Consider the following 21,594-nt stretch of genomic DNA (forward strand, 5'->3'; position numbering starts at 1 on the left):
ACCATTTTCTGAGTCGTCGAGTGCCGAATGGCACCGACGACTCATTCATCATCTTACTGACGACGCTGACGCAGAACCTCAAACAGACACACTCCCGTTGCAACCGAGACGTTTAAGCTGGTTAAGCTACCCAGCATAGGGATTTTAATTAACTGGTCACAATGCTCTCGGGTCAAGCGCCGCATCCCTTTTCCTTCTGCGCCCATCACAAGCGCCATCGGTCCTTTTAAATCAGCCTCAAATAGCGTTTGCTCAGCCTCCCCTGCCGTTCCAGTAATCCACACACCAGCCTGTTGCAATGACTGCAGAGTACGAGCCAAATTGGTCACTTGAATATACGGAACAATTTCGGCTGCTCCACACGCAACCTTACTCACTGTCGCATTCAGAGGCGCTGATTTATCACGTGGGGCAATGACCGCTAAAACGCCCGCCGCTTCCGCCGTTCGCAAGCACGCACCTAAATTGTGCGGATCGGTCACCCCATCTAAAATCAAAAAGAGTGGGTTCGTCGGGGCTTTCGCCAACAGGGCCGTTAAATAGGACTCATCATAGGTCTGGATAGGCTTACATTCTGCAATCACTCCTTGGTGACTGCCTTCCACCATATCATCTAAACGCTTACGCGCTGTTTTCTGAATTGAAATGCCTTGAGCAATTGCCATTTCTAACAAAGGTGAAATGCGTGCATCCTCTCGCCCCTCTTGCACAAACAATACTTTGATTCGACCTGGATCTCTCTCTAGTAGAGTTGTAATTGCATGAAGACCAAAAACTCGCTCAAATGACATGTTGTTTTCCACTGTCGATAAATAAAACTCTATTCTAGCAGTTTCACTCGCTCGTCACACAGTCCAGAGTTGTGTTTCTTTGCTTGAGTATCGACTTGTCTACCCATACGCTCACTGACAATAAGTGTACAACAATCATGCCGCAAGTGATCGTTGACATAGGCTATCATTTATACAGGTTTTCGAAAAAGTATTTGTATGATGATGTGGATATTCAACAAATGAGCATCAAGTGACTAATAAAAGTACAACTTCCTCAACCCCAGTGTTCATGGGCTTTAGAGGGGGTTACTACACAGATTTCCTTGCGTTATTCACAGCCTTATACAGAAATACTGTGCATAACCTTAGCGCTGTTGACGGGTGATACCGCACAAAATAGCAAACGCTTGTTACATTTTCACCAAAAAAAAATAGACGCTCAGTCATCCAAGGTCTTGGTTTGACGAGAAGCCTGCTGCTCTTTCCACAAGCGACGTTGCTCATAGTAATAATCCCAAACGCAAGGACAACAGGACCCACCACCACAACACTCATCATTGCCAGGTGGTTGTGGTTCGTCTTCTAAATCATTCAAGTTCATACACATTCCTCCATTGGCAAAGATTCATAACAGAAGTTTAGCAAAAATAAAAACCCCAGTTAACTCAATAAAAGCTCACTGGGGTTCACGAAGATTTTGCTAGGCTTAAATCAATTCAATTAAACGCCTAAGGCAGAGAATACCTTATCGCGAATATCTTCAACACTTCCGACGCCCGCAACATAAACATAACTCGGCGCTGAATCAGCTTCTTGCTCTGACCAGCCTTTGTAGTAATCAATCAGGGGTTTTGTCTGATCATGGTATACGTTTAAGCGTTGACGAACGGTTTCTTCCTGATCATCCGCGCGCTGAACCAGATCCTCTCCCGTCACATCATCTTTACCTTCAACTTTTGGTGGGTTGAAAATGACGTGATAAGTACGGCCGGAACCTGGATGCACTCGGCGCCCACTCATACGCTTGATGATTTCAGCATCGTCAACATCAATCTCAACAACGGCATCTATCTTCACACCCGCCGTTTTCAACGCATCCGCTTGTGGAATTGTGCGAGGAAAGCCGTCGAACAAAAAGCCTTTAGCGCAATCCGCCTCCGTAATCCGCTCTTTAACCAGCCCAATGATAATTTCATCAGACACCAATCCACCAGCATCCATAACTTTTTTTGCCTCGACACCCAAAGGAGTTCCTGCCTTTACCGCGGCACGTAGCATGTCACCGGTTGATATTTGAGGTATACCAAACTTCTCCGTTATGTATTGAGCTTGTGTACCTTTACCCGCGCCGGGCGCGCCAAGCAGAATAATTCGCATTAAACGTTATCTCCTGATTATATGTAATTCTGTTTGTCCTAGGCACACATGCTGCCAAGGCATTAATAAAATAGTATCCGAGGGTAACGCTCAGTTAAGCCACTCACAATTCGACGTTAGAACTAGCCAGTATTACGCATTCCGGCTGAGATCCCGGCCATCGTCACCATAAGTGCCTGCTCAAGACGCTCATCCGGCTGATTTCGATCTCGATACAAAAGCTCAGCCTGCAAAAAATGCAACGGATCTAAATAGGGATTTCGAACATCAATTGACTGTCGAATCACGGGGTTTGTTGATAACAAGCGTTCGCTCATCGACAACCCTTTCACCTGTTTAACCACAGCGTGCATGGCTTTAAGCCGATCACGTAGACTCGCCCCCAATACACCAAGATCTTCGGATGTTAAGCGTTTTTCATAGTAGGCAGCAATATAGGTGTCGCTTTTGGCGAGAACCATCTCTAATAAATCGATGTTTGAACGGAAAAAAGGCCAATTCATATACAACTGCTGCAACTGCTCTAATTTTCCGTCATCCACGGCGCGTTGCAATGCGACATCAGAACCTAACCATGCGGGTAGCATCAAGCGTATCTGAGTCCATGCAAAAATCCATGGAATGGCTCGTAAGCTCTCGACTCCACCATCGGCTCTGCGCTTTGCAGGACGCGAGCCTAGAGGTAATTTTGCCAGCTCTTGCTCCGGCGTTGTTGATCGAAAGTAAGGTACAAATAATGAGTCCTCTCTAACCACCGCTCGATAGCTTTTCAGACCGTCATCCGCTAAGGCGTCTAGCAGCTCACTCCATTCAGGTTTTGCATGACTCACTGGCGCAAGTGTCGCCTTCAAAACAGCGCCTGTGTATAACTCTAGATTTCGCATAGCAATTTCGGGAATTCCGAATTTAAAGCGAATCATCTCTCCTTGCTCAGTGACTCTTAGAGTCCCTGCGACTGAGCCGGGAGGTTGTGACAATATTGCCGTGTGACTAGGACCACCGCCACGACCTACAGTACCTCCACGGCCATGGAACAACGTCAGATGCACACTGTGTTTACGACAAACATCCGTCAATGATTTTTGCGCTCGATACTGTCCCCAAGCGGCGGCAAGTTGGCCTGCGTCTTTAGAGGAATCAGAATAGCCAATCATGACTTCTTGATGCCCCTCTGTATAGGCTTTATACCATGGAATATTTAACAGTGCATCGATACAATCAGGCCCCCCATCCAGATCCGATAGGGTCTCAAATAAGGGAACAACGGGTATATTCCAAGCCATGCCATGTTCTTGCAACAATAGAATGACAGCCAATACATCCGATGGTGAACTCGCCATAGAGATCACATAAGACCCCAATGAAGATGGCACCGCTGATGCCGCCACCCGGCAGGTATTCAGAACCTCCGCAACCTCCTCGGAAGGCTGCCAGGCTCTAGGAATTAATGGACGTTTCGATGACAGCTCCTGAACCAAAAAAGCTTGTCGCTCAGCTTCACACCATTGTGAGTAAGTACCACGATCATAAAATTGCGTGAGTTCATCCAATACAGCGGTATGTCGATCTGCATTCTGGCGGATATCAAGCTTCACTAAGCTTAAACCAAAACAGGCTACACGCCGAATAATGTCTTCTAGAGAACCTGCCGCAATTTTCTCCATGCCACACTCACATAAAGATCGGTGGCAAATTAATAAGGGCTCCAACAATTGCTCAGTCGACTCAATACACGGATGATCTGAGGGCACTCGTCCCTTAAGACGATCATTGATCGCATCGCGTGTTGCACACAGCTTTGCCCTAAGATCGCCCAGTATCGCACGATAGGGTTCAGCCACATCACCCGTGATGGCCAATAACTCGGAATTCGCACGAAACATCGAGAGCTCGGCACGCAGTTGATCCACGTCACGCGTATACAGGTCAGCCGCCATCCACTGAGATAAGCTCAAGACTTGCTTTGTGACACGAGCCGTAACATTTGGATTACCGTCTCTATCGCCACCCATCCAAGAGCAAAAGACAACAGGCGATGTGGTCAACGGGAGCCCTTGACCTGTTTTAGCCTGCAATTGACGATCAAGTCGTTTATAAAAAGCCGGAATTGCTGTCCATAGGGAATTTTCGATGACAGCAAATCCCCATTTTGCTTCGTCGACAGGAGTTGGCCGTTGTTTTCGGATTTCATCGGTATGCCAAATCTGAGCAATAAGCTGATCTAAATGCTCTTGGACAGGCTCGCCTCTATCCAAGCGTCTTAGGCAATCGAGCACGCCATCGTACTTTTGAATTAACGTGCGTCGGTTCACTTCAGTGGGGTGAGCCGTTAATACCAGCTCAACATTCATTGAGCACAGACTGTCTCGAATCGTCTCCGGTGAGAAGCCCTTGCTGATAAGCTCCTCAATGAGCGTCTCAAAGTCATCAGGAACATCCTGCTCTAGTGCATCTAAGTGGCGCCGAACACGGTGATGTTCCTCAGCAATATTGGCTAAATTCAAAAACTGAGTGAACGCACGTGCCACTGGAAGCACTTCATCCTTTTCGAGTTCGCCAATGGCTGACAGAAGCTCTTGATGCTCAGGGCGCTCGGCACCTCTGCCTTCTTTAGCCAATTGACGTATATGTTCAATTTTTTGCAAAAACTCAGAACCTAGCTCTGCCTCAATCGTTTTACCTAGGCTCTCACCCAGCATTCGAACATCGTCTCGTAATGCTTCATGCAGATCACTCATTTGGGGATTCTCCTTGCTTAGCTTGATTCCAAAAGTGGTCAAGCTCCGATAAGGTATAGTGATGCCAATCACCTTGGCCCTGCTCAACCTGTGTTTCAACAAATCGAAAACGTCGTTCAAACTTCCGATTCGTGCTCCGTAAAGCCGTCTCGGGATCGACGTTCAGATGACGCGATAAATTCACCTGCGCAAACAGTAAATCGCCCATTTCATCCAGAATAGCAGCATGGTTACCCGATGCAATCGCTTCTTTCAGCTCAGCAAGCTCTTCTTCAATCTTATCGAAAACAGGGGCTATATCCGTCCAATCGAAGCCCACATTGGCAGCCCGCTTTTGCAGTTTTACGGCTCGAGGCAAAGCGGGTAAGGCTAAAGGAATCTCGTCTAATATGCCTTTTCTCGACTTAGCCGCACGCTCTTTCTGCTTAATCTCTTCCCATGACGCACGGACGTCTTCTTGTGTCATAGCCTCTACAGGCAAACCTGATGAATAGAGTTGTCCATCTGGAAAGACATGGGGGTGACGTCGAATTAACTTTTCAACGAGTTGATGAATAATGTCCTCAAATTGAAAATGTGATGATTCTTTTGCTATTTCTGCATAAAACACAATTTGAAAGAGCAAGTCACCCAGCTCATCCTGTAAGTGAGGCCAATCTTCGCGCTCTAGAGTATCAACAACTTCATAGACCTCCTCAAGCGTGTACTTCACTAAGGATGAGTAGGTCTGCTCACGATCCCACGGGCATCCACTTTCAGGATCCCGAAGGCGGGTCATTAAGTGCAAAAGATCCTTCACAGAGTAGGACATTTATTTCCCCCTATCACGCTCTCGATGGACATCAATGACGTTAGGAAGCTGATTCAGCTTATCCATTAAACGCCCAAGCATCTCCAGTCTCGATATTTCAACCGTCATGGACAGACGCGCGATATTGCTGTTTTTGTCTGTTAAGGTGTTAGCGGCCAATATATTCAGTTTTTCATTGGCCAGAATCATCATAACATCCCGCAACAGGCCTGATCGATCATAGGCTTCAATCAGAATATCAACAGGATAAGTGGTTTCTCCTGCTTCATCCCACTCAACCGTTACGATGCGACGCGGCTCATTTTCACGCAAAGCCAATAAATTACTGCAATTTTCATGATGGATTGATACACCGCGTCCTTGAGTTATAAAGCCAACAATCGGATCGCCTGGCACCGGTTTACAGCAACTTGCAATCACCGTCAGTAAATTACCAACCCCTTGAATACGGATATCACCTTTACCAGAGCGCGAATCACTCGCATGGCGATAGTTGGATACAATTTCGGCTGGCTCATCTGGACGGGGCTCAAACTGTCGCTGGGCTTCATGAATAATTTGCGCCAGACGCAAATCGCCCGCACCTAAGGCCGCAAACATATCCTCTGTTGCCTTGAAGTTTACAGCCACTGCAATTTTTTTCAGGTCGTGTTGATTAATATCCAAAGCCAAGCGACGCAGTTCGCGCTCAACCATTTCACGACCGGCCTCAGCATTTTGTTCTTTCGCCTGAAGCTTAAACCAGTGCGCAACCTTTGCACGCGCCCTTGATGTGGTGACAAAGCCGAGGTTGATATTTAACCAATCACGACGAGGTCTCTCTTCTGCACTGGTGAGAATTTCGACTTGATCACCCGTTTTTAAGCAATGGTTTAGCTGTACTATGCGGCCATTGACTTTGGCGCCACGACAACGATGCCCGACTTGGGTGTGAACTCTGTAGGCAAAATCAACAGGGGTCGAGCCTGACGGCATATCGATGACATGACCATCCGGTGTGAAGACATACACACGGTCTTGGGTCACATCGCCACGTAAAATATCTTGCAGACCTTCGCTTTCGCCAAGGTCATCATGCCACTCCAGCACTTGACGTAACCAAGAGATTTTCTCTTCGTAGCCATCTCGACGGGCACGTGTATCTGTGCCTTTATACAGATGATGCGCACAGACGCCTAACTCAGCTTCATCATGCATTTCAAATGTACGTATTTGAATTTCTAAGACTTTTCCTTCAGGTCCAAAAACAGCCGTATGAAGCGAGCGGTAACCATTAGATTTAGGTGAGGCTATATAATCATCAAATTCATGGGGAATATTACGCCAAAGTCCATGAACGATCCCTAAAACGGTATAACAGTCTCTCACTTCTGGGACGAGTACACGCACCGCACGCACATCATACACCTGATTAAACTCAATATTCTTGCGCTGCATTTTGCGCCAGATACTGTAAATATGCTTGGCTCGGCCCTGAACCTGACCAGCAATGTGCGCATCAGACAAGCGACTGCGCAACATCTCAACTACTTCATTGATGAAGAGTTGTCTATCCAGACGTTTTTCATCTAGAAGACGAGCAATATGTTTGTAATCATTAGGCTTTAGATAGCGAAAAGATAAGTCTTCTAGCTCCCACTTAATGTGCCCTATTCCTAAGCGGTGAGCCAATGGAGCGTAAATATCAAAAACTTCTCGGGCAACTAGATAGCGTTTTTTTCGACTTCCATCTTTCACACCGCGTATCGCGCAGGTTCGTTCGGCAATCTTGATCAGTGCTACACGCACATCATCAATCATCGCCACCAGCATTTTACGAAGGTTGTCGACTTGACCTTCTGAATCACCTAATACGTTAGACTCAAGGCGTGGATTTTTGCGGCTGCCGATAGCCGCCATTTGTAAAACACCCTGAATCAAACTTGCAATCGTTTGCCCAAATTCTTTGCGAACGTCCGCTATAGGGATTTTTTGTTCACGAACCGCACGATAGAGAATCGCAGCGATGAGGCTTTCTTGATCCTGCTGAAGCTCTGCCAGGATCTGGGCCATTTCTAAGCCCGTGAGGTATGCGTCCTTACTGTTTTCCGACCACATGTCGTCATCACCGGCCACTGCATCGCGCGCTTCTTTAACACGCTCACATGCTTGGCGAACGAACATAGGATCGGGTATTTCAACCTGCTTTTGCAGCCGTAATATCCAAAGATCTAAATCAACAGTTCCATCTTCCTTGATGGGATGTTCTTCACGTACTTTAACCATAAAAGTACTACTCCCTAGTCGTTTCCTTAGTGGGAATCAAATACGCCGGTCGATAAGTAACGATCACCGCGATCACAAATGATGCATACAATGGTCGCATTCTCAACTTGCTCAGCAAGTTTCATTGCACCCGCAACGGAACCGCCTGACGAGACGCCTGCAAAAATACCTTCTTCGCGAGCGATGCGTCTCATCATTTGCTCAGCTTCAGACTGAGCGATATCCAATATCAGGTCGACGCGTGTTTTTTCAAATATTTTCGGGAGATATTCCGTCGGCCAGCGACGAATACCAGGGATCGATGCCCCTTCTGCTGGTTGTAAACCGACGATCTGCACAGCAGAGTTTTGTTCTTTTAGATATCGAGACACACCCATAATCGTCCCTGTTGTCCCCATTGAGCTGACAAAATGGGTAATCTGGCCGTGTGTCTGCTGCCATATTTCAGGCCCTGTTGTTACATAGTGAGCCTGAGGATTATCAAGATTCGAGAACTGATCTAAGACTTTCCCTTCGCCTGCCGCCTGCATTTCAAGTGCTAAATCACGCGCACGCTCCATGCCTTCTTCTTTACTGACTTCAATTAGCTCAGCGCCGTAGGCCGTCATTGCGGCTTTACGCTCACTGCTCATATTGGCTGGCATAATTAACTTTAAGCGATAGCCCTTGATCGCCGCAGCCATCGCTAATGCGATACCTGTGTTGCCCGATGTCGCTTCAATCAACACATCGCCCGGTAGAATATCTCCCCTAGATTCAGCAAGGTTGATCATACTCAACGCGGGGCGATCTTTAACAGACCCTGCTGGATTATTGCCCTCTAATTTACAGAGGAGGGTGTTATTGTTGGGGACTTGAATACGCTGAAGGCGAACCAATGGCGTGTTGCCAACGCATTCGGCAATGGTGGGATACGTTATCTGTGTCATCAATTAAACCCTACTTCAGAGGAATAACCGCTAAGCTATCCCAAAATATTGAAGGCATATTAACCACTGCCTACTGAAACCTCAACCTTCTGCTATGACCATAGCGACAACGTACTGCTTTTCATCCGTATAGGATAAGTGCCAGAACTTTATGCCTTTTTCATCAGCCAACCGCTTAGCACCTTGGCTCACTTCCAAGCCCGGCTTGCCATACGCATCCTTTACAATTTCAAAATGATGCCAACCAACCCCTTGACCTATGCCCGTACCTAGCGCTTTGACCGCAGCCTCTTTAGCAGCAAAGCGCTTCGCTAGGTATCGATGAGGATTTGAGTCGCGCTGAAATCCCTCCAACTCCACGGGTGTCAGTATACGCTCTGCCAGGCCTTTAGTTCTGGAGAGCGCAGCTTCAATTCGATCAATCTGAGCAATATCGATTCCTGTTCCAAGAATCATAAAACACACTCACGCACGACGATTTCCTAAACGTGCACCAATCATCAGTGCTTTCATTTCAATTACAGCGGCTTTAAGGCCGACAAACATAGCATGAGCGATAAGCGCATGGCCGATATTCAGTTCATTTAAGCAACTGATTTCTGCAATAGGCTCAACATTATGATAATGCAAACCATGACCCGCATTGACGATCAAACCTTTATCATGGGCGTACTGCGCCGCTTGCACGATGCGATCTAACTCCAAACGTTGTTGTTCGATGGTGTGTGCATCTGCATAAGCACCAGTATGCAGCTCAATCGCAGGCGCTTTACAGGCTAATGCAGCATCAATTTGCGCCTTATCCGGATCGATAAACAGGGACACTTCACTTCCCATTCCACCTAGATCGTCACAGTACTCTGACACTTCCATGAAATATTTTACAACATCTAGCCCACCCTCAGTTGTCAGCTCCTCACGTTTTTCGGGAACTAAACAAATGTGTGCAGGTTTAATCACTTTAGCGAACTCGCGCATTTCAGGTGCGATAGCCATCTCAAGGTTCATACGTGTTTGCAAGACTTCGGATAAAATACGAATATCACGCTCTTGGATATGACGACGATCTTCACGTAAATGAACTGTAATTCCGTCGGCACCTGCTTCTTCAGCCAAAAGGGCTGCATGAACAGGATCTGGATAACGGGTCCCTCTTGCCTGACGCAGAGTTGCGATGTGGTCAATATTAACACCGAGTAGTATACGCGCTGGATCGATCATGCCGACCTCCCATAATTTAAAAATAACTCTCTACTTTTTAATGGCTTATCACCTAACACAAGGGATAAGGCTTCTCGCATCAGTCGCTTTGCAATCCGACGAACAATGAGGTTTTCATATCGATCCTCCGCGATTTCCAAAAGATGTGCTCCTAGATAAGGCCCAAGAGCATTCGCGACGGGTGTGAAACCAATATGAGGGTCAAATGTATAACTGATATCCGCCTGAATGGCATCAAACGCTATCCCATACCCTATTGTTTCTAAGAGTTGACGCTCAAAAGTCCTAAGTGCACCTTCAATATCTTGCTGATGCTGTAGTTCATTGAGTAAGTAGGTGTAGTACAGATACAAGCGCGGACAGGGCTCTGCCGGAGGCAATAAGCGCTGCAGTAATTCATTAACATACAAACCGCATAGCAAGGCCGTGCCCGTTAACGGCATAAAGACACTTGGAACTTCCGACGATTGTAAGGTTTTCAACTCATGACGACCGCGCCAACTCACTTGAATGGCCTGAAAGGGTTGCAAATGATGCCGTCGCTTAGAGCTTGGACGACGCGCACCATTTGCCACCAAACTTAAGCGGCCATACTCTAATGAAAAAAGATCCACCAACAAACTGGTTTCTCTGTAAGGCCGGGTATGCAAGACATAGGCAGCCGCCTGCTCCACCCTATGCTGCATCACTCGTGCCTGTAGCCCAAACTTTTCAACGCTCTTTCATCATCTGACCAGCCACGACGAACCTTAACCCAAAGGTTGAGCATGACTTTACACTCGAACATTTTTTCGACATCCAAGCGCGCATCTCGGCCAATGTTTTTCAAGACAGCGCCTTTATCACCGATTACAATGCGTTTTTGACCTTCTCGTTCGACCAATATTAAGGCACTAATCGTCAACAATGTACCCGTGTGTGTAAACTCTTCAATCTCAACCGTCACGCCATAAGGGACTTCTTCACCTAGATTTCTCATGAGCTTTTCACGCACGATTTCCGAGACAATAAAGCGTGAACTGCGATCTGTAATTTGATCTTCAGGATAGTGATGTGGCCCTTCAGGTAAAAACTCCATCACCTTTTTCTCTAATGCATCAACATTGTGCCCTTGCTTAGCCGACAAAGGCATAATAGCCGCAAACGGATACTTTACCGAAAGCTGCTCTAGTTGCGGCAAAAGTTCACCCTTGTCTTTCAACTGATCAATTTTATTGACAGCAAGAATTACTGGACATTGAGTATACTCAAGCTTTTGTAACACGATTTCATCTTCATCGGTCCAACGCGTTCTATCCACTAGAAAGACGATAACGTCAACAAAACGCAAGGCGTCAGACGCCGTTTTATTCATAAAGCGGTTAAGTGCTTTACCCTTTTCATCGTTATGCAAACCTGGTGTGTCAACATAAACAATCTGATCGTTCTCTTCCGTCTTAATGCCTAAAATCTGGTGACGAGTGGTTTGCGGCTTGCGGGAGGTAATACTGATTTTCTGGCCGAGTATATGATTGAGCAAAGTGGACTTACCGACATTAGGACGCCCAATTATTGCCACAAAGCCACAGCGTGTAATTTCACTCATGAAGAGGATTCCTGTTTTAACAATTGTAAAGCCGCTTTTGCCGCCTCTTGTTCGGCCTGACGACGACTGCTACCACTACCCTCCGTTGGTTCGTTTAATAACGCCACCTTGCACTGTATATAAAATGTTTGCGAATGAGCCTCACCTTCAACATGTATGAGATCATAATCGGGAAGGTCTAAACGACGCGATTGCAAAAACTCTTGCAAACGTGTTTTTGAGTCTTTTATAGAACCATCCAAATCCAGCTCAACTAAACGCTTTTCAAACCACTTAAGCACATAGAATCGTGCTGTTTCCAAACCAGCATCCATGTAGATAGCACCGATGATTGCTTCTACTGTATCGGCGAGAATAGAATCTCGACGAAAACCTCCACTTTTTAGTTCTCCAGACCCAAGGCGTAGATACTGTCCAAGATCAAGCTCTCTGGCAATTTCCGCCAGCGTCTCACCCTTAACCATCGCGGCTCTTAAACGACTGAGCTGACCTTCTTTAGCCGAAGGAAAGCGATCAAACAAGTCAGCCGCAATGATAAAGTTCAAGATTGAGTCGCCTAAAAACTCAAGACGCTCATTGTTACGCTTACCGCAACTTCTATGTGTTAACGCTAACTCTAGTAACGACTCATCTTCATACACATGCCCTAAACGCCGGGCCAGCTCAGAAACAGGCTTTTTCAAGGCTTTCTGCCTTCAAAGTATTCTTCAAATTTCACAACCGCATCCACATTTGCAAACATAGGAACTCTAACTTCGTAATCTAAGGTAAATTTTATCATGCCACTTTCATCAACGATGGTCAGTGCCTCGGGAGAGGCCAGAGACACTTGGTTTATCACAAACCGACGCTCTAAGTTTGAACGAATCTGGCTCACAGGACGACGTAGCTCTTCTGGGTCCTCACTGGCCGACTTAACCACACTAACCAAGGTTTTGTGATCCCAGTAAGGAGTAAAGAGTTTAAAAGCGATTGTTAGGAATATTCCCGCCACGATAACAACGGAAAGAACGCCAAAAAAAGTAGCACCGCGTTGCGCTGATCTAGGATGTTGTTTCATCTAATAAATCCCTATTTGATTTTCCGGACAATGCTGAAGTCTGGAAGACTGAAAAAATTATCCCAATGCATCCAAACTGCAACGGCTTTACCCACTAACAAATCCTCGGAGACAAACCCCCAATAACGACTGTCATTACTGTTATCACGGTTATCACCTACAAAAAAGTAATGCCCTTCAGGTACTTGCCATTGGGCGCTACCAAAGTGCCGACCCAAATCATGCTGTATCTGAAACGTGGTTCCATCAAGCGACTCCTTGATTAAGAGAGTTTCAGGGTTTCCTGGGGGTATTCTAGCCACCAACTCCTGAGGCACCACTTCTCCATTAATGTAGAAGGTCTTATTGTGATAGGTCACCAAATCACCAGGCACACCTATAACACGCTTAATATAATTGATACTGGGCTGTTCTGGATAGCGAAAAACTGCAACATCACCTCTCTTAGGATCATTTACACTTAAAAAGCGTGTATTCGTCACAGGTAACCGCAAGCCATAATGAAATTTGTTAACAACAATAAAGTCACCTATCTGTAACGTAGGCAACATTGAACCAGACGGTATTTGGAAAGGCTCAAACAAAAACGATCTAAGCACTAAGACAATTGCCAACACTGGGAAAATTGACACTGAGAAATCCGCCCAACCCGGCGGCTGCTTTAGCTTAGTTGCAACCGCTTCAGGTAGCTCTCCCCCATGCTCTGCTTTAGCTAAACGTAAGGATTCCTTGCGTTTAGGTGCAAAGAACAATAAGTCCACCAGCCAAATCACGCCTGTTAGAAATGTCAGAATTACCAAAATGAGGGAGAAGTCAAAATCCATGAAGGCCTCAGCTATCTACTTTTAATACGGCAAGGAAGGCATCTTGAGGTATTTCAACTCGGCCAACCTGTTTCATTCGCTTTTTACCTTCTTTCTGTTTAGAAAGTAATTTCTTTTTACGACTTACGTCACCACCGTAACACTTCGCCAATACATTTTTACGTAAGGCTTTGACGGTCGTGCGTGAGATGATTTTCCCACCTATCGCTGCCTGAATGGCCACATCAAACATTTGTCTGGGAATCAGGTCTTTCATTTTTTCACAGAGCATACGCCCACGATAAAGTGCATTGTCCTTATGCAAAATAACGGCTAGAGCATCCACCTTATCACCGTTAATTAACACATCCAATCGAACCAGCTTGGCTGCTTCAAAACGAATAAAGTTATATTCGAGCGATGCGTAACCACGACTCACAGACTTCAAACGGTCGAAGAAATCCAGAACAACCTCAGCCATGGGTAACTCATAACTCAACTGAACTTGATTCCCAACAAACTGCATATTTTTTTGAATGCCTCGTTTGTCAACGCAAAGACCTATGACTTGACCAAGATAATCCTGAGGTACAAGAATGTTTGCAAGGACAATCGGCTCTCTCATTTCTTTAACTGAGCCTGGATCAGGCAGTTTCGAGGGGCTGTCGATTTGAATAACCTCACCATTATTCAGCTCCAACTCATAAATAACGGTTGGGGCTGTGGTGACAAGATCAAGATCATACTCACGTTCAAGACGCTCTTGTATGATTTCCATATGAAGCATACCTAGGAAACCGCAGCGAAAACCAAACCCTAAAGCATCTGAGGTTTCAGGCTCAAAGAACAAAGAGGCATCGTTTAAGGTTAACTTATCAAGTGCTTCACGGAAATCTTCGTAATCATCCGAACTGGTTGGAAACAGTCCAGCATACACCTGTGGCTGCACTCGTTTGAAACCAGGTAAAATATCTACATCAGGTGTTTTTGAAAGTGTTAAGGTATCACCGACTGGTGCGCCGTGAATATCTTTAATCCCTGCAACGATAAATCCAACTTCACCCGCTTTCAACTCATCCGTCACTAGACGTTTAGGGGTAAATACACCGACCGAATCGACCAAGTACGTCTGTCCTGTCGACTTAACCAATATCTTATCTTTTTTACGCAAGCGCCCATTTTTAACACGAACTAAGGATACAACGCCTAAGTAATTATCAAACCAGGAGTCAATGATCAAGGCTTGTAGCGGCTTGTCCAGATCACCGACAGGCGGTGGAATGACACGAATGAGCTCCTCTAGAACGTCCTCAACCCCCATACCACTCTTTGCCGAACAGGGGATTGCATGCGTTGCATCAATGCCGATCACTTCTTCAATTTCAATTTTAACGCGATCCGGTTCTGCTTGAGGCAAATCCATTTTGTTTAAAATCGGAACAACTTCTAAACCTTGCTCAATGGCCGTGTAACAGTTGGCAACGGATTGGGCCTCCACTCCTTGAGCTGCATCAACAACCAACAATGCACCCTCGCACGCCGCTAAAGAACGCGAAACCTCATATGAGAAGTCAACATGCCCCGGTGTATCGATGAAGTTTAACTGGTAGGTTACTCCATCTTTCGCAGTGTAGTTAAGAGTAACGCTTTGAGCTTTAATAGTAATGCCACGCTCACGCTCTATGTCCATAGAGTCAAGAACTTGAGCTTCCATCTCGCGAGCAGACAAACCACCACAGACCTGAATAAAGCGGTCTGCGAGCGTTGATTTGCCATGATCGATGTGGGCAATGATTGAAAAATTACGGATATGGTCCAGGTTACTCACAATGCATGTCTCGAGTCAGTTTGGTACTGGGTTTTTTCACCCAACAATAAGCGCAGTAGTCTACCGCATTCGGGGCTTTTGGGCTATCTGATTGAAAGTGGAAAGGCTTGGACACTAGCCAAGCCTTTTCATCATGATAAGAACATCAAAGCTTGAGAGGTATAAACATGGGGTTTCCGCGTCGAACGATGCGCAGCGGCACTGACCGACCTTTAGGCAGACCCGCAACAACTTGGTTAAACTGTTCGATGGTTTCAATGCGTTGGCCATTTAACATGGTAATGATATCACCAACCATTAATCCCGCCGAAGCACCGGGCCCATCATTGACTTGGCTTATCACTACCCCCGAGGTCACGTTCCATCGAGTACGCAAATCAGCATCCAAGGGTTGAACAACTAAACCAAGACTCTCACCTTGCTGAACATCCGGTATCTGAGCAAGGTTATCTTCATCGGGCAACACACCGATGGTGGCATTCAATGTCAAGGCTTGCCCACCTCTGATTAAATCAATTACAGCCGATTGCCCCGGACGAACGCGACCAACATGATGGGGCAAATCTGACGACAAATTAATGTCATGACCTTCGAACCGAACAATAACATCTCCCTCTTGTAAACCCGCTGCTTGAGCAGGGCTATCCGCCATCACTTTTACAACCAATGCGCCTGATGGTTTTGGCAAGCCAAAGGACTCAGCAAGATCACGACTCACTTCTTGGATAACAACACCTAACCAACCGCGCGTAACAAAACCTTGCCCTTTAATTTGCTCCGATACTTCCATCGCCACATCAATTGGAATCGCAAATGAGAGTCCCATAAAGCCGCCCGAGCGAGTATAAATCTGAGAGTTGATCCCAACGACCTCTCCCGCCAAATTAAACAAAGGTCCGCCAGAATTTCCGGGATTAATCGCCACATCTGTTTGAATAAAAGGTACATAGGTATCATTGGCTAGAGAGCGCTCTGTTGCACTGACAATACCCGCTGTCACACTATGATCGAATCCAAAAGGAGAGCCTATGGCCAAAACCCACTCACCTGGCTCTAATTCATTTGAAGCACCAATTTTTACATACGGGAGGTTTTCACCAGCCACTTTTAAAAGGGCAACATCGGATCTTGGATCTGAACCCACCACCTCAGCTTCCAGCTCACGACGATCACTTAATCGAACAATAACTTGCTCGGCATCTTTGATAACGTGGTGATTCGTTAAAATATAGCCATCATCCGAAATAATAAACCCTGAGCCTAAAGATCTAGGTGTAGGATTGCCTCTGCGCGGTTGAGTGTCTGGAAAACCTCTAAAAAAATGCCTGAAAATTTCAGGTATATCTTCACTTCCAGGCCCTCTAAATTGACTGAAGGGGTCTTGAGAAACAGGAGCGGCCTTCTGCACAGTGCTAATATTCACAACGGCCGGGGAAGCCTCTCTAACTAATGTTTTAAAATCAGGAAAAGTCTGCGCCTGAACGGAGAGTGCGAGCGCAAGTGAAAAGAGCAAAAGCACAATACTTAGCGGTACTTTTTTCATCATTGAGACCTTTTTTTCAAAGTTTATAGTGAAAGTCTTAATAATACTGGCTGATAGTCAGCCAATTCGAAAAATACAGATGAAACCCAGCGTGCGATGACGAAGCCAATCATGAGTCCAGCAAACGACATAATAATCATCCATCCCTCAGACACTCCTTGGGAGTAAGACAACATTGCCGTTACTATCATCAAAGACAAGGGCAGTAAGTACAATAGTAGAGAAGCCTTTAAAATTGCCTGCTCATTCAGGCCAATCACAACCTGTTGACCCGGTTGAGCCTCTAACCCACTTGGGTTGTCAATGAGCAACTCGGATACCCGATTCCCCCATAAAGACGTCAATTTTTTTTGTCCACATCCATCACGCGACGAACAAGTTTGACAGGCACTAAGTCGTTTGGTTTCAACAACAAGAGCTTTATCTAAGACTCTAATGACTTTTGCCGTTTCTTCGACCACTGGGACTACCTGCTAACGTCAACAGAAGAGGCAATTCTCTCGGCTATCATAATTGGCATATTCCCGACAACTGTTACAAATTTATCGCCTTGAATTTTACCTACCGCGATATAATCACCCACATTCGACACACCTTCCTGAAGAGCCTGCCGACCTCTGTCTTCAATTGTCACAGAGAAGGCTTGCCGACCATTTGAAAAAACCATGACCTCGCCGTGCTGAACAGACTCATGACGTATGTTTCGGAACCCATCTGGTAGCCAGCCAATAGACCATTGCGGATATCGCTGATCCGAAATGTAAAATTGATGCTGATCAACATAACGTTGCAAAGTATCTTTTGACCGGATAATTTCAGATGAGTGGTCTAACTGAGTCGACGATATCCCACCAAACCTTGCTTGCTGAGCATAAGATGATGCTGTGCTTGGATTAGCGGCTATGCTTGGTAGAGTGACAACTGCATCATTAGACGGAGATTGCCACCCAGCGCCAAGAATAATAACAGCTGTAACGGATGCAGCGACGGCCATACTGGCTAGTGACTTCCAAAAATTACTTTGGTGCCCATTGATTATGTCTACCGATTCATCGCGTTGCTGTTTAACGTCTGACTCATTAATTGCAGACATCACCGCGGAACTCAGATCAGTTGTATAGACAGAGTGTGACTCATTCTTCATGAGTGACGAAATCAAGTGATAACGACGCCACTTATCGACCTCGGGAGAATTTCCTTCAATCTGTTTTAGAATTCGCCTCAACTCTAGTTCACTGACTTCACCATCAACTAGAGCGGATAGGGGCTCAGCCTGCTCGTTCATCTGCGTACCTCAAACTAAATATAATAAAGCCCAACATCAATCATCTTTTAACAAAGGGGCTATTTCGTTATCGATTGCCTCTCGTGCCCGAAAAATTCTTGATCTAACCGTACCAACGGGACAATCCATCACTTGAGCTATTTCTTCATAGCTCATTCCTTCTAGCTCACGTAGCGTGAGGGCAGCACGCAAGTCCTCTGGTAGTTTATCAAGCACTCGATTGATAACATCTTGTAACTCATCACGATAGAGACTATTTTCAGGTGACTCGATATCACGTAACTCTGTATCACCATCAAAATACTGTGCATCCATAACATCTACATCGGTATCCGGTGGGCGACGTCCACGAGATACCAAATGGTTCTTGGCTGTGTTAATTGCGATACGGTACAACCAAGTGTAAAACGCGCTATCACCTCTGAACTTCGGCAGTGCACGGTACGCTTTTATAAAAGACTCTTGTGCAACATCTAACGCTTCGTGTTGATCGTATATATAACGGGAAATAAGCCCAATGATCTTGTGCTGATACTTTTTAACCAACAGATCAAAGGCTCGCTTGTCGCCAGCCTGTACACGCTCAACTAAGAGTTGATCAGCTTGTATCTGATTATCTTCTGACACTCGGATTCCTTATGTAAGCTGGTTAGTTACCCTCTCTAATTGGAGGGTTTCAGAGTGAGTATGTAATTACTATTACCTGCTTTTCAACCCCGAGCAGTCAAAAAACGATTCTGTAAGTATGATCTTTTATTTTGAGTGAAGTTCCGATCTAAATATTATTTAATGGCATAAAATACCATACTAAAGTCAAAATCCGTATTATGCTGGATGATAAGCAGTCCAAAGAGACATAACGATGACCAAAACGAAAGAATACGATGTACTGGTAATTGGCAGTGGAGCTGCAGGATTGACCCTTGCACTCAACTTAGAAGGTCACGCGCATGTCGCCGTACTCAGCAAAAGCTCCGTCCAAACAGGTTCTACATGGCTAGCACAAGGTGGAATTGCCGCTGTCTTAGATGAAGATGATAAACTGGCCAATCATGTTGCTGATACATTAGTGGCAGGGGCTCATCTAAGCATTCCATCTGCGGTTGAACACACCATTAACAATGGCCCCGAGGCCATTCAATGGCTGATTGACCAAGGCGTTCCTTTTACAAAGGAAGGAGAAAGCTATCATCTAACTAAAGAAGGTGGGCACTCTCATCGTCGTATCATTCATGCGTCAGATGCAACAGGACGAGCCGTTGCTGAAACGCTGATTGAGAAGGCTCTGGAAAAAGAATCGATCGAAATCTTTGAACATCATATTGCAATCGATCTTATTACACGACGAAAGCTTGGCTTACCGAACAATCACTGCATCGGCGCCTACGTCCTGAACCACACGACAGGTGAAATCATCGCATTTAAAGCCAAGAAAGTCATTCTTGCCACAGGCGGTGCATCAAAAGCATATCTATACACAAGCAACCACGATGGAACAACAGGTGATGGTATCGCCATGGCTTGGCGAGCTGGGTGTAGAGTTGCAAATATGGAATTCAATCAGTTCCACCCGACCTGCTTATACCATCCAAACGCAAAATCCTTTCTAATTACTGAGGCTGTACGCGGAGAAGGCGGCCTTCTTTTACTGCCTAATGGCGATCGCTTCATGCAAAATTTTGACCCCCGGATGGAGTTAGCTCCACGCGATATCGTCGCTCGCGCTATTGACCATGAAATGAAACGCTTAGGGTGCGACTGCGTTTACCTTGATATTTCGCACAAACCTGCAGACTTTATTAAAGAGCATTTCCCTACAATCTATGAGCGTTGCAATGAGTATGGAATTGATATTACTAAAGATCCTATCCCTGTTGTACCGGCAGCGCATTATACCTGCGGTGGAGTCGTGACAGACATAAATGGCTGTACTGACATACCAGGTCTCTATGCAATCGGCGAGACCGCCTTTACGGGTTTACATGGGGCTAATCGACTTGCTTCAAATTCATTATTAGAGTGTGTTGTCTATGCACGCTCTGCTGCAGAGCATATACGAGAGCAACTTGCAGTCTATTCAGATGAAACAAATATTGACCTTCCAGAGTGGGATGAGTCACAAGTTACCGACTCGGATGAAGACGTCATCATTTCACACAACTGGGATGAGATGCGTCGTTTCATGTGGGATTACGTTGGTATAGTAAGAACAACCAAACGTCTAGCACGTGCACATCATAGAATTGAGATGTTACAAAAGGAAATTTCGGAATACTATTCAAACTACAAAATTAGTCGTGACTTAATAGAGTTAAGAAACCTAGCAACTGTTGCTGAACTTATCATTTTGAGTGCTATGCAACGTAAAGAGAGTCGGGGTTTACACTACACGAAAGACTATCCTGAGGCCGCTAAAGATATAGCGGATACAATTTTAGCACCTAAAAACTATCCTTGGCCCAGTGCAACAAGGTCTATTTAATGTAACGACACATCACACTTAAACGACGAAAATCCGAAGAGGGCATGGAATCTATCGGCAACAATAGATTGACCTGTCCCTCTTCGTTATCCAGCACTAAATATATCCAAACTTGGTGATGTGAGATTCGCTGAATTTTAGTAAAACGGCGAACTTTACCCTTTAAATCTGTAAGGTGCAATTCGTCAGCATCTGGATTCCACGTCAGCTTCGAACCTATATGGGTGTTAATATAGGATTTATAGGTTATACCTGCGTAATAACAACAGCCAAAAAGCATCATATAGTAAACGACACCACTAAATAGTGGCGTTAGTGATATAGACAATAACGCGACTGTCAGAATTGCAAGAAGAACACTGACGACCAGCGTTGACTGGCCGACTGTCACTTCAAGATGGTTGAACCCGTTCAAGAATCATCCTTACCATACGTTGTATATCAGCATCCTCTGACTCGCCACGTTGCATCAACCAAGTAAATAAATCCTGATCCTCACAATCTAACAAACGCACGAAACACCTCTGATCTGCTTCATTCAGACTGCGAAAAGTTGTCTCAACAAAAGGACCTAACAAAACATCTAGCTCTAACATGCCTCTTCGGCACTGCCAAGTTAATCGTCTAATATCTTCTTCTGTATACATTGCACACACCTATTAAAAATGTAAGACAGTTTTAATAATTATATAAGAAAAGTAAATAGGATGAGTCTTAACAAGACGAAAAAGACGCTTAGATTCAGAGAATCTAACGTTATGACACACAAAAGCAAAAAGCCCCTGACTCATGGAATCAGGGGCTTCTCTAAATAAATGCCTGGCGATGACCTACTCTCACATGGGGAAACCCCACACTACCATCGGCGATGACGCGTTTCACTTCTGAGTTCGG

Annotated in this window: 22 protein-coding genes and 1 rRNA gene; 1 reads left to right on the forward strand and 22 read right to left on the reverse strand. The window is 45.5% G+C overall.

The genetic code is table 11. The annotated features are described in order from the left end of the window. Window positions 1-53: 53 nt before the first annotated feature. The 19 genes from rlmB to rpoE all read right to left on the reverse strand — a co-directional run bounded on the left by rlmB (window position 54) and on the right by rpoE (window position 18,845). Window positions 54-791, reverse strand: a complete 738-nt coding sequence (rlmB, locus tag F5971_RS05330; protein ID WP_036509295.1) for a 23S rRNA (guanosine(2251)-2'-O)-methyltransferase RlmB — start codon at window positions 789-791, stop codon at window positions 54-56. A 421-nt stretch (window positions 792-1,212) separates the two neighbouring features. Continuing rightward, window positions 1,213-1,374: an oxidoreductase-like domain-containing protein gene (locus tag F5971_RS05335; protein WP_193364995.1), complete on the reverse strand. Its 162-nt coding sequence runs from the start codon at window positions 1,372-1,374 to the stop codon at window positions 1,213-1,215. Window positions 1,375-1,493: 119 nt separating this feature from the next. Next, window positions 1,494-2,150 (reverse strand): adenylate kinase, encoded by a 657-nt coding sequence (gene adk / locus F5971_RS05340; protein WP_036509293.1) that lies wholly within the window; start codon window positions 2,148-2,150, stop codon window positions 1,494-1,496. A gap of 122 nt (window positions 2,151-2,272) precedes the next feature. Next, the gene (ppc, locus tag F5971_RS05345; RefSeq protein ID WP_036509291.1) at window positions 2,273-4,888 is read right to left on the reverse strand and encodes a phosphoenolpyruvate carboxylase; all 2,616 of its coding nucleotides are present in this window, start codon (window positions 4,886-4,888) and stop codon (window positions 2,273-2,275) included. Then, window positions 4,881-5,699, reverse strand: a complete 819-nt coding sequence (mazG, locus tag F5971_RS05350; protein ID WP_036509289.1) for a nucleoside triphosphate pyrophosphohydrolase — start codon at window positions 5,697-5,699, stop codon at window positions 4,881-4,883. Before mazG ends, ppc begins: the two co-directional genes overlap by 8 nt. After that, window positions 5,700-7,964 carry a GTP diphosphokinase gene (gene relA, locus F5971_RS05355; protein ID WP_036509287.1) on the reverse strand — a complete coding sequence of 755 codons (2,265 nt, stop codon included), beginning with the start codon at window positions 7,962-7,964 and terminating at the stop codon, window positions 5,700-5,702. 26 nt (window positions 7,965-7,990) lie between these two features. Further along, complete coding sequence (cysM, locus tag F5971_RS05360) at window positions 7,991-8,893, reverse strand: cysteine synthase CysM (protein WP_036509284.1); 903 nt, start codon at window positions 8,891-8,893, stop codon at window positions 7,991-7,993. Between the two features lie 81 nt (window positions 8,894-8,974). Next, window positions 8,975-9,349, reverse strand: a complete 375-nt coding sequence (locus F5971_RS05365) for a holo-ACP synthase (protein ID WP_036509282.1) — start codon at window positions 9,347-9,349, stop codon at window positions 8,975-8,977. Window positions 9,350-9,358: 9 nt separating this feature from the next. After that, a complete protein-coding gene (gene pdxJ / locus F5971_RS05370; protein WP_036509279.1) occupies window positions 9,359-10,114 on the reverse strand; it encodes a pyridoxine 5'-phosphate synthase in 756 nt (251 codons plus the stop codon). Further along, window positions 10,111-10,800: a DNA repair protein RecO gene (gene recO / locus F5971_RS05375; RefSeq protein WP_036509275.1), complete on the reverse strand. Its 690-nt coding sequence runs from the start codon at window positions 10,798-10,800 to the stop codon at window positions 10,111-10,113. Before recO ends, pdxJ begins: the two co-directional genes overlap by 4 nt. After that, window positions 10,800-11,699, reverse strand: coding sequence for a GTPase Era (gene era / locus F5971_RS05380; protein ID WP_036509272.1), 900 nt, complete (start codon window positions 11,697-11,699; stop codon window positions 10,800-10,802). Before era ends, recO begins: the two co-directional genes overlap by 1 nt. Beyond that, a complete protein-coding gene (gene rnc / locus F5971_RS05385) occupies window positions 11,696-12,382 on the reverse strand; it encodes a ribonuclease III (protein WP_036509269.1) in 687 nt (228 codons plus the stop codon). Before rnc ends, era begins: the two co-directional genes overlap by 4 nt. Next, complete coding sequence (locus tag F5971_RS05390) at window positions 12,379-12,759, reverse strand: DUF4845 domain-containing protein (RefSeq protein ID WP_036509267.1); 381 nt, start codon at window positions 12,757-12,759, stop codon at window positions 12,379-12,381. Before F5971_RS05390 ends, rnc begins: the two co-directional genes overlap by 4 nt. Window positions 12,760-12,770: 11 nt before the next feature. Then, the gene (gene lepB / locus F5971_RS05395; RefSeq protein WP_036509265.1) at window positions 12,771-13,583 is read right to left on the reverse strand and encodes a signal peptidase I; all 813 of its coding nucleotides are present in this window, start codon (window positions 13,581-13,583) and stop codon (window positions 12,771-12,773) included. Between the two features lie 7 nt (window positions 13,584-13,590). Then, on the reverse strand, window positions 13,591-15,390 hold the full coding sequence (gene lepA, locus F5971_RS05400) for a translation elongation factor 4 (protein WP_036509262.1): 1,800 nt from the start codon (window positions 15,388-15,390) through the stop codon (window positions 13,591-13,593). Between the two features lie 145 nt (window positions 15,391-15,535). After that, window positions 15,536-16,933, reverse strand: coding sequence for a DegQ family serine endoprotease (locus F5971_RS05405; protein ID WP_193494346.1), 1,398 nt, complete (start codon window positions 16,931-16,933; stop codon window positions 15,536-15,538). Window positions 16,934-16,956: 23 nt separating this feature from the next. Then, window positions 16,957-17,394, reverse strand: coding sequence for a SoxR reducing system RseC family protein (locus F5971_RS05410; protein ID WP_036509259.1), 438 nt, complete (start codon window positions 17,392-17,394; stop codon window positions 16,957-16,959). A 5-nt stretch (window positions 17,395-17,399) separates the two neighbouring features. Further along, window positions 17,400-18,218, reverse strand: coding sequence for a MucB/RseB C-terminal domain-containing protein (locus F5971_RS05415; protein ID WP_193494347.1), 819 nt, complete (start codon window positions 18,216-18,218; stop codon window positions 17,400-17,402). Window positions 18,219-18,254: 36 nt separating this feature from the next. After that, the gene (gene rpoE / locus F5971_RS05420; RefSeq protein WP_081763762.1) at window positions 18,255-18,845 is read right to left on the reverse strand and encodes an RNA polymerase sigma factor RpoE; all 591 of its coding nucleotides are present in this window, start codon (window positions 18,843-18,845) and stop codon (window positions 18,255-18,257) included. Between the two features lie 235 nt (window positions 18,846-19,080). Here rpoE and nadB point away from each other — a divergent pair, with 235 nt between their 5' ends. After that, the gene (gene nadB / locus F5971_RS05425; protein WP_036509255.1) at window positions 19,081-20,700 is read left to right on the forward strand and encodes an L-aspartate oxidase; all 1,620 of its coding nucleotides are present in this window, start codon (window positions 19,081-19,083) and stop codon (window positions 20,698-20,700) included. On the opposite strand, the gene F5971_RS05430 is transcribed toward nadB, so the two are convergent. The 3 genes from F5971_RS05430 to rrf all read right to left on the reverse strand — a co-directional run. Further along, window positions 20,693-21,115: a protein YgfX gene (locus F5971_RS05430; protein ID WP_157682256.1), complete on the reverse strand. Its 423-nt coding sequence runs from the start codon at window positions 21,113-21,115 to the stop codon at window positions 20,693-20,695. The two genes, nadB and F5971_RS05430, sit on opposite strands and share 8 nt — an antisense overlap. Beyond that, entirely contained in the window at window positions 21,093-21,347 is a 255-nt protein-coding gene (locus F5971_RS05435; protein ID WP_036509250.1) for an FAD assembly factor SdhE, read from the reverse strand. The genes F5971_RS05430 and F5971_RS05435 overlap by 23 nt, the downstream gene beginning before the upstream one ends. Window positions 21,348-21,517: 170 nt before the next feature. Beyond that, window positions 21,518-21,594 (reverse strand): 5S ribosomal RNA (rrf, locus tag F5971_RS18790); the annotation flags it as partial.

It is taken from the genome of Nitrincola alkalisediminis, from assembly GCF_009821115.1.
GTDB classification, from domain to species: Bacteria; Pseudomonadota; Gammaproteobacteria; order Pseudomonadales; family Balneatricaceae; genus Nitrincola; species Nitrincola alkalisediminis.

What these genes read in the sequence shown, in the direction of transcription:
- rlmB (WP_036509295.1), bottom strand. Translation starts at nt 791, where the DNA reads ATGTCATTTGAGCGAGTTTTTGGTCTTCATGCAATTACAACTCTACTA.
- F5971_RS05335 (WP_193364995.1), bottom strand. Translation starts at nt 1,374, where the DNA reads ATGAACTTGAATGATTTAGAAGACGAACCACAACCACCTGGCAATGAT.
- adk (WP_036509293.1), bottom strand. Translation starts at nt 2,150, where the DNA reads ATGCGAATTATTCTGCTTGGCGCGCCCGGCGCGGGTAAAGGTACACAA.
- ppc (WP_036509291.1), bottom strand. Translation starts at nt 4,888, where the DNA reads ATGAGTGATCTGCATGAAGCATTACGAGACGATGTTCGAATGCTGGGT.
- mazG (WP_036509289.1), bottom strand. Translation starts at nt 5,699, where the DNA reads ATGTCCTACTCTGTGAAGGATCTTTTGCACTTAATGACCCGCCTTCGG.
- relA (WP_036509287.1), bottom strand. Translation starts at nt 7,964, where the DNA reads ATGGTTAAAGTACGTGAAGAACATCCCATCAAGGAAGATGGAACTGTT.
- cysM (WP_036509284.1), bottom strand. Translation starts at nt 8,893, where the DNA reads ATGACACAGATAACGTATCCCACCATTGCCGAATGCGTTGGCAACACG.
- F5971_RS05365 (WP_036509282.1), bottom strand. Translation starts at nt 9,349, where the DNA reads ATGATTCTTGGAACAGGAATCGATATTGCTCAGATTGATCGAATTGAA.
- pdxJ (WP_036509279.1), bottom strand. Translation starts at nt 10,114, where the DNA reads ATGATCGATCCAGCGCGTATACTACTCGGTGTTAATATTGACCACATC.
- recO (WP_036509275.1), bottom strand. Translation starts at nt 10,800, where the DNA reads ATGCAGCATAGGGTGGAGCAGGCGGCTGCCTATGTCTTGCATACCCGG.
- era (WP_036509272.1), bottom strand. Translation starts at nt 11,699, where the DNA reads ATGAGTGAAATTACACGCTGTGGCTTTGTGGCAATAATTGGGCGTCCT.
- F5971_RS05390 (WP_036509267.1), bottom strand. Translation starts at nt 12,759, where the DNA reads ATGAAACAACATCCTAGATCAGCGCAACGCGGTGCTACTTTTTTTGGC.
- lepB (WP_036509265.1), bottom strand. Translation starts at nt 13,583, where the DNA reads ATGGATTTTGACTTCTCCCTCATTTTGGTAATTCTGACATTTCTAACA.
- F5971_RS05405 (WP_193494346.1), bottom strand. Translation starts at nt 16,933, where the DNA reads ATGAAAAAAGTACCGCTAAGTATTGTGCTTTTGCTCTTTTCACTTGCG.
- F5971_RS05415 (WP_193494347.1), bottom strand. Translation starts at nt 18,218, where the DNA reads ATGAACGAGCAGGCTGAGCCCCTATCCGCTCTAGTTGATGGTGAAGTC.
- nadB (WP_036509255.1), top strand. Translation starts at nt 19,081, where the DNA reads ATGACCAAAACGAAAGAATACGATGTACTGGTAATTGGCAGTGGAGCT.
- F5971_RS05435 (WP_036509250.1), bottom strand. Translation starts at nt 21,347, where the DNA reads ATGTATACAGAAGAAGATATTAGACGATTAACTTGGCAGTGCCGAAGA.